The 12,315-nt window shown below is 45.9% G+C and carries 13 protein-coding genes and 1 pseudogene; 4 read left to right on the top strand and 10 right to left on the bottom strand.

Features of this window, described 5'->3' with window-relative positions; genetic code table 11:
* Positions 1-26 precede the first annotated feature (26 nt).
* The 4 genes from T344_RS0122040 (at position 27) to T344_RS30840 (ending at position 3,280) form a co-directional block, all read left to right on the top strand.
* Complete coding sequence (locus tag T344_RS0122040) at positions 27-1,346, top strand: hypothetical protein (protein ID WP_027630497.1); 1,320 nt, start codon at positions 27-29, stop codon at positions 1,344-1,346.
* A 164-nt stretch (positions 1,347-1,510) separates the two neighbouring features.
* Positions 1,511-1,921 carry a DUF1801 domain-containing protein gene (locus T344_RS0122045; RefSeq protein WP_027630498.1) on the top strand — a complete coding sequence of 137 codons (411 nt, stop codon included), beginning with the start codon at positions 1,511-1,513 and terminating at the stop codon, positions 1,919-1,921.
* A 66-nt stretch (positions 1,922-1,987) separates the two neighbouring features.
* Positions 1,988-2,359, top strand: coding sequence for an iron chaperone (locus T344_RS0122050; RefSeq protein WP_027630499.1), 372 nt, complete (start codon positions 1,988-1,990; stop codon positions 2,357-2,359).
* A 288-nt stretch (positions 2,360-2,647) separates the two neighbouring features.
* Positions 2,648-3,280, top strand: coding sequence for an NTTRR-F1 domain (locus tag T344_RS30840; protein ID WP_117407536.1), 633 nt, complete (start codon positions 2,648-2,650; stop codon positions 3,278-3,280).
* Here the strand turns inward: T344_RS30840 and T344_RS0122060 are convergent.
* From T344_RS0122060 to T344_RS0122100, 10 genes and pseudogenes are all read right to left on the bottom strand, one after another.
* Complete coding sequence (locus T344_RS0122060; protein ID WP_027630500.1) at positions 3,255-4,934, bottom strand: recombinase family protein; 1,680 nt, start codon at positions 4,932-4,934, stop codon at positions 3,255-3,257. The two genes, T344_RS30840 and T344_RS0122060, sit on opposite strands and share 26 nt — an antisense overlap.
* A gap of 73 nt (positions 4,935-5,007) precedes the next feature.
* The gene (locus T344_RS0122065; RefSeq protein WP_034862790.1) at positions 5,008-5,271 is read right to left on the bottom strand and encodes a DUF6870 family protein; all 264 of its coding nucleotides are present in this window, start codon (positions 5,269-5,271) and stop codon (positions 5,008-5,010) included.
* A gap of 213 nt (positions 5,272-5,484) precedes the next feature.
* Positions 5,485-8,108, bottom strand: a pseudogene (gene ppsA, locus T344_RS29040) (phosphoenolpyruvate synthase).
* 52 nt (positions 8,109-8,160) lie between these two features.
* Positions 8,161-8,778, bottom strand: a complete 618-nt coding sequence (locus tag T344_RS0122075; RefSeq protein WP_027630502.1) for a TetR/AcrR family transcriptional regulator — start codon at positions 8,776-8,778, stop codon at positions 8,161-8,163.
* 269 nt (positions 8,779-9,047) lie between these two features.
* Positions 9,048-9,236 (bottom strand): cysteine-rich KTR domain-containing protein, encoded by a 189-nt coding sequence (locus T344_RS30590; protein WP_084331316.1) that lies wholly within the window; start codon positions 9,234-9,236, stop codon positions 9,048-9,050.
* A gap of 59 nt (positions 9,237-9,295) precedes the next feature.
* Positions 9,296-10,066, bottom strand: a complete 771-nt coding sequence (locus T344_RS0122080) for an ABC transporter permease (protein WP_027630503.1) — start codon at positions 10,064-10,066, stop codon at positions 9,296-9,298.
* Positions 10,067-10,825: an ABC transporter ATP-binding protein gene (locus tag T344_RS0122085; RefSeq protein WP_027630504.1), complete on the bottom strand. Its 759-nt coding sequence runs from the start codon at positions 10,823-10,825 to the stop codon at positions 10,067-10,069. It lies immediately after the preceding gene.
* A gap of 15 nt (positions 10,826-10,840) precedes the next feature.
* Positions 10,841-11,191: a DUF1048 domain-containing protein gene (locus tag T344_RS0122090; protein ID WP_027630505.1), complete on the bottom strand. Its 351-nt coding sequence runs from the start codon at positions 11,189-11,191 to the stop codon at positions 10,841-10,843.
* 9 nt (positions 11,192-11,200) lie between these two features.
* Entirely contained in the window at positions 11,201-11,548 is a 348-nt protein-coding gene (locus T344_RS0122095) for a DUF1048 domain-containing protein (RefSeq protein WP_027630506.1), read from the bottom strand.
* Positions 11,548-11,853 carry a PadR family transcriptional regulator gene (locus T344_RS0122100; protein WP_084331317.1) on the bottom strand — a complete coding sequence of 102 codons (306 nt, stop codon included), beginning with the start codon at positions 11,851-11,853 and terminating at the stop codon, positions 11,548-11,550. Before T344_RS0122100 ends, T344_RS0122095 begins: the two co-directional genes overlap by 1 nt.
* Positions 11,854-12,315: the final 462 nt, after the last annotated feature.

Consider the following 12,315-nt stretch of genomic DNA (forward strand, 5'->3'; position numbering starts at 1 on the left):
ACGAGATGGACGGAGGGATTTCCATTATGAAAGCAAAAATAGTAGCCGTGAGATTTGAAAGTACCGATATCAAGGAGTTTGACAGGGTATACGATGTGCTGAGGGAGCTTTATAAGAATGAAGCCGAGTTCCTGGACCCCGTGCTGATGGGGAACCCTTTACCCGAGGCCGACGCCATACTGCTGCCTGTCATGGCTGTGGATGTTTATACAAAAATAGATCGGATCAGGCAGGCGGTCAACATTCCCATTATTGTCATTACAACGGTATTTGGAGTCTCACTCATGTTTGACTGGGAATCGGTAGCCTACTTGAAGTCAAAAGGACTTGAGGTTTATAATCCCCATAGTATGGAGCTGGCAAAGACTATATTTAAAGCCTTTGCCCTGAAAAGGGAAATGAAAAAACAGAAATTCCTGATTTTTCAGGATACTCCGGGAGATGGACTGATTCCGGAACAGTTCAAAATATTCTACTGGTGGAATGATGAATGTACGCGGGATATAAAAGAGAAATTCGGCATTACCATAGTGAGAAAGCCATATATTGATCTATGCAACAAGGCAAAGGCCATTTCAGATGAGGCTGCGCGGATTGAAGTGAAGCGTTGGAATTTCCATAATCAGGTGCCCTATGAGCGTCCTTTGCTGGCCTCTGTAAAATTGTTCATGGCGTTGCGGGATGAGGTGGATAAGGAGGGGAATGTTGCGGGATGCGGTGTCAATTGCCTGAATGAAGCTTATGACAGTGATACCACACCGTGTCTTGCATGGAATCTTCTTTATCAGGACCGCGGTGTAATGTGGGTGTGCGAAGGGGACACCTCCTCTCTTATGACTCAATACCTTATAGGTTCAACAATTGATTCTGCAATTCTTACTACAAACATTTATCCGTTCCTGTCGGGAATGCCGGCCCTGTCCCATGAAAAAATACAGGAATTTCCCCGGGTAAGCGATCCCGACGACCATGCTCTGCTGGTACATTGCGGATATTTTGGCTGTCTGCCTCAAAAAGGTACGTCAAAATGGGTTCTGAGACCGCCGGTGCTTTCCTGGCTGGTTGGTGAGAATTCTACTGCTGTTGATGCGGAAGTGGAGAAGGGTCCTTTAACCTTATGCAAGCTTCATTCCACCTTCGGGAGTATAATGCTTGAAAAGGCCGTATTGGAAGAGTATGTGCAGTATCCCGGTTCGGACTGCCGCAACGGCGGACTGATAAGGGTAGAGGATGGCTACAGGCTGATGGAAAGGATTTATTCCCATCATGTTATTGTTGCTACAGGAAAAAGAAGCAATCAAATCAAGGCTGTTGCGCAGGTATTCCACATCAATGTTGATGAATAATGAAAGTTTTTACTAGTTTACATAATACATATGTAATAAATATTTACCCATCAATGGAGATAGTCGGCAGTGACTGATATTAAATTGAGAATATTCTTGAAACTACAAGAGAAAATAATAGATAATAATAAGAGATTCGAAAATTTTTTAAGGAGGATGCTGCCATGGAAAAACAGTCTGCCGAAAATACGAAATCCCCATCCCAACTCATAGACGAAAGAATTGAGGAACTGGGCGACTGGAGGGGCCAGATGCTCTCAAAGGTGAGAAACCTCATCAGACAGGCCGATCCGGAGGTGATGGAGGAGTGGAAGTGGAGGGGGACCCCGGTATGGTCTCTCGACGGAATGATATGTACCGGCGAAACTTACAAGAGCATTGTGAAGCTGACTTTTGCCAAGGGAGCATCCCTTAACGATCCCACACATATGTTTAATTCCAGCCTGGAGGGTAACACCAGGAGGGCCATCGACTTCCACGAGGGAGACGAGGTGGATGAGGAGGCACTTACCGAGCTGGTCCGTGCCGCCATTGCCTTGAACAAGTCAGGCAGCAAGACATCCCGCAAGGGGTGAGCTTTCATTGCATAAGCCGACTGCCGGTATATTTGAACGCTTAATCCTTTTTGGAGGTGTTGAAACATGGAAGTTTTTGCAGAATATTTGTCACGTATTGATAACCCGCAGCACCGCGGCCGGATGGAAGAAGTTTTGAACTGGATAACCAAAAAATTTCCGGATTTAGTTCCTAAAATTGCGTGGAACCAGCCTATGTTTACAGATCACGGCACATTTATCATCGGTTTTAGTACAGCCAGGCAGCATTTGGCCGTTGCTCCTGAAAGGGCGGGCATCAATCGCTTTTCTAATGAAATTGTGCAGGCCGGATATAGTCACAGCAAGGAACTGGTACGTATTCCGTGGGATGGTCCGGTTGATTTAGCATTACTTGAAAAAATAATCGAATTTAATATTTTGGATAAGGCAGGATGTTCCACCTTTTGGCGGAAATAAGGAAGAAGCCGTCAAGCTAAAAGTTATCAAACAAAAATCCAGACCAAAAGCACTGATTTGGCCTGGATTTTTCATTTTTACAGATGACAGGATTTCCTAAGGATATCAAATGTTCTGCTGTTTCGAGCACCCGGCATACCGCAGGTTCAACCGGTACAAATTCCCGTTCGCCCCAGGGTCTTTAACTGAGCTAAGTACCAAACACAGCCAGCGGTCATATAATGTTAAAGAGCATGTATACATTACAGCATGCTATACCCATAACTTTCAGGAGGTGAAAATTCAAAAATGGCTGAATTGATCGTAAACGGCGGCTTTGAGACAGGCTCATTTCCTCCCTGGCTTGTGGACAATGCAAGTATTACTTCCCTGTATAAGCACTCCGGAAACTTTTCCGCACTGCTTCAAAGTGGTATTTCAGTAATATATCAAATTGTACAAGGAGATTTCAGCAGCAGTAGCAGCTTTTCCGCATATCTCGGGAAAATAGGGGCTTTGCCCAACCCGCTTACAACAATCACTATTTCATATTTTAATGCATCTTTTAGCTTTCTTGGACTGGGATTGGTAATAAGTATCCCTCCAAACACTCTTCCCGATGCATCCCTGGGTAATTGGCAGCTTTTTACCGGAACTGCTGTTCCGGCTCCTCCAGGGACAACAATGGCAATAGTATCAATTAGCAAACAGGGTGATCCCGGCACAGCTAATGTGGTTGTGGATGATGTATCCTTAATGTCCGGAGGTGTGGTTCCGACGGGGCCGACAGGAGTTACAGGTCCTACGGGTCCAACCGGCCCCACAGGTGCCACCGGAGCAACCGGACCGGCGGGTCCAACGGGTGCCACCGGAGCGTTTATATTAGGAAAACAAACTGATTTTCAAATATGGTCACCTAAATCGCGTTTGAATGATTATTGACTTCAATGTATTCCGCAACTCTGCGGTACTCGTTGGTAAATTTCAACTTGACGCTGATATTGCCATTTTCGAACACCTTGATTGTTTTAACAAATTCAATCAAAATATCCCTTGTCAGTTTGTCGATATTTTCATACTTCCGAAAGGATGCTAAAAATGGGTTTTCCGCATCAGTCCCATTTTCAAGTTCCGCCTTTTCCTCTTGCAGATTGCGTATGACCTCATTAATGGTTTCTATTTGACGTTCATAAGCTTCCTTCATCTGGAGATAATCCTTATGAGTAAGTTCGCCGTCTTTCCAGTCCTGATAAATGCTTTGCCTGTAGTGTGAAATCCTGGAAAGCTCTTTTTCTTTTGCCGCTATCAATTCATTCAGCCGGATAGACTGGCTTTTTTGCGGCGGAGCCGTATTAATCCGTGAAACAATGTCAGAAAAGGATACCGCAATGTAAACCTGCTGCCGGATTGCATACAATACAGCCTGTTCTAAATGGCCGTGCTTAATCGTATGTTTGGTACAGGCTGTTTTTGACTGGTCTTTGTAGGTGCGGCAATGGTAATATACATTTCCTCTGACCCTGCTTCGCGTCATAGCTTTGCCGCAATCCGCACAGCGGAGAAATCCGCTGAATAGGTACAGCGTTTTTTCTCTCGGTGCGGTACGGGTATCTTTTTTCAAGAGCTCCTGTACATGGGCAAAATCTTCACGGCTGATGAGAGGTTCATGGGTATTCTCTACAATAAACCATTCATCTTCCGGGACGGTTTCCTGCACATGTATTTTATAGCTCTTAATGCGGTAACGGCCCTGAACCATATCACCCACATAAATGCGGTTTTTTAGTATGTTACTGACCGTCATTGCACACCACAAAGGATTGTCGCCCTTGGCGCTCGGATTTTTATATTTCATGCCTTTGTTCTTCTTATAAGCCGACGGGCATAAAATACCGCTTTCATTCAGCTTGTGTACAATGGCATTTTTACTCATGCCCTCCAAGAACCAGGCAAAAATGCTTTTGACATTTTCTGCAGCTTCTCCGTCAATGACAAGAGCATTTTTATCCTCCGGGTCTTTCTGATAGCCGTAAGCTGCAAAAGAGCCAATATGCAAGCCTTTTTCCCGCTTCTTGTCAAAGGTTCTCCTGACGCTTTCCGAAGTACCTCTGGCGTGTTCCTCGTTTAGAACTCCTTGAACCGGAACTGCTATATTTTGAGCGTTTTGCGGGTCTTTGTAAGTATCAATGGGCTGCTGGTAAAGAGAGATAAACCGCACATTATTTCTTGGAAACCAATCGCCAAGATAGTAGCTCTGATCGCCATTGTTGCGAAAACTCCGGGCAAGGTTCTTGACAACTACACAGTTGATTTTACCCTTTTGAATATCTGTTAACAGCCTCTGGAAGTTTTCGCGTTCTTCGTCCGTCGTACCGCTCACGCCATCATCAACATATTCTCCGACAAAAATGTATTCGTCGCCGTCGTCCTGCTGTTCAAGGAAGTCTGTCAAAATAAGTCTTTGGTTGGTAATGCTTTCCGATTCGTCTTTTCCACGCTTATCTTCACGCGATAAACGGATATAAAGCCCTGCATACCATACCCTTTTTTTGTTTGTGACTTTAACGATATTTTGCCTGTTGGCTGCTCTTGCCATGTGTCCTCCTTTCTATTACATTACACCCATACCATGTCATCCCGGAGTAATGTGAACAAGGTTGAAATGCGCATTATAAGCCGCTTTTCTTGCGTATCATAAAGTTTGTGAGTAGATCTTGAAGGGGTAGGGCAGTATCGTCAAATTCAAGTTTTACTCCTACTTCGCCACACCTGAAACACAAGGGATTTTTCAGCTTTTCCAAAACATAAGCCGGCCGTTTTTCTTTCGGAAGGGAATTATCAAACTCCAGCGTACTTATATCAAACAGCTTTCCTATATCAACCGTTTCCATATTTACGTTCATAAAACTATCAATCATTGCGGAAGTAATCATTCATCATGCTCCTTTAATGGCATGATTCAATATATGCGCTTTCCGGTTGTCATGTGAGAAATACAAACAGCCACCACTTTATAAGCGAAAGTGATGGCTGTTTGTATTTCCTCGCACTTCAGGACAAGTGGATCTCTGCGGCCCCGTCCAAAATCTGTAACAGGGCGTCCCCCGGTGCACTTCTTCCGGATTCTAAAATATCGTCCCGGCATCTTATAGTATTTCTACATATCCTTCCGAACCATTTATACGAATTCTTTGCCCATCTTTAATCAGCCTTGTGGCGTTTTCAACGCCCACGACCGCAGGCAGGCCGTATTCTCTGGCAACTACGGAGCCGTGTGTCATAATTCCGCCCACTTCCGCCACTAATCCGCTAATGGATACGAAAACCGGCGTCCAGCTTGGGTCTGTGAATCTTGTCACTAAAATGTCACCTTTTGATAGCTCTGCATCCTCCAGCCGGAGTATAACACGAGCGCGGCCTTCCACAACCCCCGACGACGCAGGTATCCCAAGGAGCGCCCCTTTTGGTGCCTTTCCCGAGTCGTATTCGCCTGAGATTATTTCGCCTTCGGAAGTCATCAGCCTCGGTGGCGTCAGTTTTTCGTAAACTTCAAACTCCTCTTCTCGCTTCAGTATTTTGTTATAATCAAATGTTTTCGTCCGGGCGGCCTCCCGCAGTTCCTCAAAAGACAGGTAATAAATATCCTCCCTCTTGCGGAAAGTCCCGCATTGAACCAACTTTTCGGCCTCCCGCAGTAGGGCCTGTTTGACTATCCAGTAGCGCCAAACCATGACGTACTTGGGATACTCCCGGTAGCCGATGAAGCTGCGTATGCGGCTAATCATTTTTTCCGCTTTTTTCGCCTTACCCTTGGAAAGGCGTCTTAGAATTTCCCGCCGTTTTTCCTCGGCTTCTTTCAGTCCCCGTTCAAATATCTCTTTATGTGTGCCTGGCGTGAAATTTTCGATATTGCTCAGAATCATCGGGGCTAGCGCGGACGGCTCCTCTATCCAGCGCGGCTTTGTGATGTCTATCTCACCGGAGCAGCGCACACCGTATTTTGCTAAAAATTCCCGCATGGCTTTGCTTACGGCCTCGCCGCCCTCCAATTTGCCAAGATCATTAAAAAACACGTCCGCACCCTCAGGTTTCACTGTTTTTAGGTATTCCGCCGCCGCCGGATACTGTCTCACCACATCTGAAACATCCAGCAGTTCAAGTCCCATCTCACCCGCTACATTGTTCGGTGCGGACTGTGTCAGCGTGTCCGCAACACCTTTCTCGCCGAGCCATTTCTCCACGTTTTTGTTGACCCAGCTCACCGCGAGGGCCCCGGTCCAGACAGAACCCAAACCCTGAGGGTCGCCGATCACCTTGATAAGCTGTTTCAATTCCATATCAGCCGCGGCAAAAAGCTCATCGCCGGAAAGCGCAGCGAACTTTTTCTCAAGCTCCTTTATGGCCGCCTCATTTTTCCTCATCAAAGCGGGGACTACGCCCACGTCAACCGACCGATAGATTTTTATGAACTGCGTGACCAACGCCCACGAAAAATACCCCGACCCCATGCTAAGAAACCGCTTGCCTCGCGAAAGCGATTTTATGAACTCTTTCCGCTTGGTTAAGTTTTTTAGCGCGCTGTTGATCAGCGGGTCGACTTTCCCCATTGCCGCCACCGCAAGCGTCCGCCCGAAAGTTGATGCCATATCATGAGAGAGATCCATGAAAAGCCTGCCTCCTGCTTGGATCATCAACGTCCCGTCGCCCCCGCTGTACTGGAAGCAGGAAAGCCCCAGCGGCTTCATGGCATCTGTCATCATCTGCTGGTGCCCGAACGACATATACACATGGTTTTTCCCATCCTGCACGTCCGGTATTGGATATAAGGTGGTGATGGGACGGCTCTGGACGATAAAGAATTTATTTTCATACAGACACCATTCGATATCCTGCGGACGGCTGAAATAGCCCTCAATCGTTCTGCCCAAGCGTTCAAGCTGTATAATTTGTTCATCTGTCAGCGTCTGCATATTCTGACGGCCGGCTTCGACTTTTTTCTCCTCCGTACCACCTTCTTTTAAAAAGCATAGATTGCCAGATTCTTTGTGGAGATATTCTTATCAATGATCCTGCCGTCACGCACCTTGTAATTATCTGCGTTTACGAGACCGGAAACCAAGGCTTCACCAAGCCCGAAGCTTGCATCAATGGACGTGACCTTCCTGTTCATCGTGATAGGGTCAGCTGTGAACATGATTCCTGCCGCCTGCGGAAAAACCATCTTCTGGATGACGACAGACAGGAAAATATTGTTGTGGTCAAAGCTATTTTGCAGCCTATAAATCACCGCCCGGTCGGTAAAAAGCGATGCCCAGCACCTGCTGATATGTCTCAGGATTGCGTCCTTTCCTATAATGTTCAGATACGTATCCTGCTGGCCTGCAAAGGAGGCCGTGGCCAAATCCTCCGCCGTGGCGCTGGAACGCACGGCATAGGCATTTCTTTCACCAAGCTGTGCAAGTTGACGGGTAATCTCATTATCGATGTCTTTTGGAATAGCAATTCCTTCGATGACCTTGCGGATTTTGGCGCTGATTTCACCAATACCTTCCCGGTTGTCTGCTTTTAGAAGGGACAACTGATCCAGCAAGGAATTAAATTCCTCGTTATTCCCGATAATTTCTTGATATGCTTCGGTAGTAACGCAAAAGCCTTCTGGCACTTGAATTCCCTTAATCCTGGATAATTCCCCCAGGTTGGCGCCTTTGCCCCCGGCTATCGAAAGCTTGGTTTTATCAATTTCCTGAAAACCAAGTACATATGAATTCATACATATTCTCCTTTCTATAATAAAAAACACTTTTGAGCAAATAGACTATACGTTATAGGTTTTTCTCCTTGTAAAAATTCCTTTTAAACAGATCTATATATTCATCAAATTCTTCGCATAAAGCGTCAAGATCAATCCCTGTTTTAGGCATTTTGCATAAATACCCGTCAGTAAGCAAAGTCAGCATTTTCATGACCAGTTTTGGATCAATATCATCCTTGAATTTTGATGCGTCGATGCCTTCAAAAGCAACTTTGTTTCTCAAATTTTCACCTTCACTATCTGCAAGAATAGCTTTTATGTCCGATTTAACTTCATCATCATTTTCAAAATACACACTGTCCAAAAAGGAAAGGATGGCAGGGTGTTTTTTCATAACTGAAATTTCAATGCCGGCTGCAAGCTTAATTCTGTCAAAAAAATCAGTAACAGCATTATCAAACTTTTCATTGATTTCATTCATGAAAATATGGGTGCATAAATTGATCAGGTATAAATATAAAGATTTTTTTGTGCCGAAGTAATGAAATACCAATGCTTTTGAAACCCCAGCTGCAATGGCAATATCGCTTACAGATGCTTTTTTGTAGCCGTTAGTGCCAAAGCATACAAGGGCGGCGTCAATTATTATATTTTGCTTCTCTACGGGTAAACTTGAAAACTTCTCCATAAAGACTCACCTCTTTAATGTAATTAACCGAATCGGTCAACAAATATTATAATACCATTAACCGATTCGGTCAATTACTGTTTAAAGCTTTTTTTACGGCCGCAATAATACAGGAGAAACACAAACAGCCACCACTTTATAATCAAAAGTGATGGCTGTTAAGCTTTCCTCACCCTTCGGGACAAGTGGCCCGAACTCAATATAGAGGCATCATGCAGCTTGGGGAGTTATCATAAAGAAAGAACCGACAACTGTGATTTCACTCACGGCTATCGGCTCTGCGTCTTAGCGTCTGGCTCTTTGATAACTGACATATTCAGTTGTTTTACATTGATTATCGTTTCCTGTTTACACTTGGGACAAAACAGCGGAAAGTTTTCAAGCACCGTATCATCACGTATCTTGACCCGTGTTTTGTTGCTGCAGACCGGGCATAATATCCACTCGTATTTACACACTCTACCATCCCTTTACTTGATATTTTTGTTAACCACTATAATTTTAATGCCTGCAAACATTAAGCTGCTTTCCGTTTGTACGCGCGCATCGCAAATAGATATGCGACGATCAGTATACCTGAGCACCACGCGAGCGCAACCCAAATATCATTTCCGACGGGCTGTCCCGACAGGAGTGCACGGATGGCGTCCACTATCGAAGTAACCGGCTGGTTTTCGGCAAAGGCATGGACGACCGGCGGCATTGAATCGGTCGGCACAAACGCCGAGCTGATAAACGGAAGGAAGATGAGCGGATAGGAAAAGGCGCCTGCGCCGTCCACCGATTTTGCGGACAGTCCGGCAATTGCCGCGATCCATGTCAGGGCCAGCGTAAACAGCGCGAGTATACCGGCCACGGCCAGCCATGACAATACTCCTGCCGACGAACGGAAGCCCATGATCAGCGCCACGAGAATGATTATGACAACCGAAATCGCATTGGATATCAGTGAGGTCAGCACATGCCCCCACAGCGCGGCTGAACGCGCAATCGGCATGGTGTGGAACCGTTCGAAGATTCCGCTTTTCATATCCATAAACAGACGGTAAGCCGTATAAGATATACCGCTTGCTATGGCAATCAGCAGGATACCGGGTAACAGGTAATTCACATAGTTATCCGTGCCGGTTTGAATTGCGCCGCCCAACACATATACAAACAGCAGCATCATCGCAATCGGAGTGATGCAGACCGTGATAATGGTATCCATGCTGCGGAAAATATGGCGCATGGAACGTCCAAGCATAACGCCCATATCGCTGAAAAAGTGTCTTTTTGTCGCTTCCATTTACTTTTCCTCCTTCTTGCCTATGATTGTGAGGAATATTTCCTCCAATGTCGGCTGTTTTTCCACATACTCCGCCTTCACGGGCGGGAACAGCTTTTTCAGTTCATCAAGGGTGCCGTTCGTGATAATTTTCCCTTCATGCAGAATGGCGATTTGATTCGCAAGCTGTTCGGCTTCTTCCAAATACTGCGTGGTCAGAAAAATCGTTGTGCCGCCTCCGGCAAGTTCTTTAACAACCTTCCAAACCTCGATGCGTCCTTCGGGGTCAAGCCCGGTGGTCGGTTCGTCGAGAAAAATAAGCTGTGGCTTTCCCACAAGGCTCATAGCAATGTCGAGCCTTCGGCGCATTCCGCCCGAATAGGTGGAAACCCTGCGGTCGGCGGCCTCAGTCAAGCTGAAGCGTTTCAGTAAATCGTCAGCCGCTTGATGGGGATTGGCAAGGTGCCGCAGCCTGGCGATCATGATGATATTTTCCCGTCCGGTCAAAATCTCGTCCACAGCGGCAAACTGCCCTGTCAGGCTGATCGACTGCCGCACATTGCCGGGCTTTGCTGCAACGTCGAAGCCGTTTACGGCGGCGGTTCCGCCGTCCTGTTTCAGCAACGTAGTGAGAATTTTAACAATTGTCGTCTTGCCTGTGCCGTTGGAGCCGAGCAGGGCGAAGATACTGCCTTTTTCCACCTCGAAATCCACGCCCTTTAGAACATGAAGTTTCTTGTAGGACTTTTGCAGCCCTTTCACTTGAATTGCTTTTTCCATGCAGATATCCTCCTCTTACTTTTTTTTATCCGTAACCTTTTTTATGGCCTTATTAACTTCCTGGTTAACAGATTCTTGATAGATGTCAGCGTAAGTTTTTGAATCTTTTATTAGATCGTCGCAGAAAGCCGCTACGTCACTGCCCGTGACTTCGAGCACGCCTTTCCCCAAGGCTGCGCCCTCTTCAAAAAGATCGATAATCCCCGAGAGCAAACCCGTCCCTTCGGTTAGCTCAACAGGGCCGACCTTAAAGAAATATTTTTGAATCTCCTTATAAACAATCCGATAATCTTGCGGGAGCGCTTTGACACGCGCCATGTGCGCTCGCCACTCTTTTTTGCCTTCGATGATATTTTGTATTCTCATTTTATCCTCCTATTTACCTAATTTTTTAGCGATATTATTGTTGAGTTGCTTGCGCCACTTGTCGCGAAAAGACTTTGCCCCTTCTTCGCCCACCAGAGCTGAACAGAAGCCTTTGATATCGTCACCCAAAACCTCTTGGACACTCTGACCGTCCGCCGCTGTTTCTTCCAGCAGGCCAAGCACACCGTCAAGAATTGGCATAAGGTTGCGGCCGGTAAAATCTGAGTACTGCCAAAGGTTGGCAGTAATTTTTTCCCATGCTGCTTGATAATCAGCCGGCAGCTTTTTGGTCCGCGCTTCAAAAGATCTCAATTTTTTAGTCATATCGCTGCCCGTAACTTTCTCCCAAAAATCCATTATTTTTTCTCCTTTAACTCGTTAATTTTTGATGATACGAACTCCCATTTTGCCCAGAATCGGCTTAGCTCTTCGCGTCCCGCGTTGTTGAGCGTGTAAAACTTACGCGGCGGCCCCATATCTGACGGTTTTTTTTCTATGTCCACGAGCTTATTTTTCTCAAGTCGCACCAAGATGGTGTAGACCGTTCCATCGACAATGTCCGTGAAGCCGAGGGTGTTCAGTCGCCGCGTGATTTCGTAGCCGTAGGTTTCTTTGCGGCTTATAATTTCAAGGACGCAACCCTCGAGCACGCCTTTGAGCATTTCCGTTAGGTTTTCCAGTATAATCACTCCTCACTATTCTGTATGACTGGTATTCAGTATTACTTATTACTGCTATATAGTAACACTCAATAGTTGGTTTGTCAATAGCGGTTCTTCTGATAATGAGTTTCATCTAAAACGCAACGACAGAAAATTAAAGACTGTACAAATTCCAATTTACACACTGACTATTATCCAATAAACCAAGCAAAATGATTTTGGGATATATTGGATCGAAGTGACCGCTACAATACAAATAAACCGCCCATAGTCTCACTAAGGCGGTGTATTTGTGCAATAGGATAGCTCATATTTTATTTTTCGCCCTTATACCAGGGCTATTTTGTAGTTTCCTAATATAAACGGCTCCACCGGAGCGACAGGCCCAACTGGTCCCACGGGAGCTACCGGAGCAACCGGACCGGCAGGTCCAACGGGTGCAGGAGTTACCGGAGCGACAGG

The sequence above is a fragment of the Ruminiclostridium cellobioparum DSM 1351 = ATCC 15832 genome (assembly GCF_000621505.1).
In the GTDB taxonomy this organism is placed as follows: domain Bacteria; phylum Bacillota; class Clostridia; order Acetivibrionales; family DSM-1351; genus Ruminiclostridium; species Ruminiclostridium cellobioparum.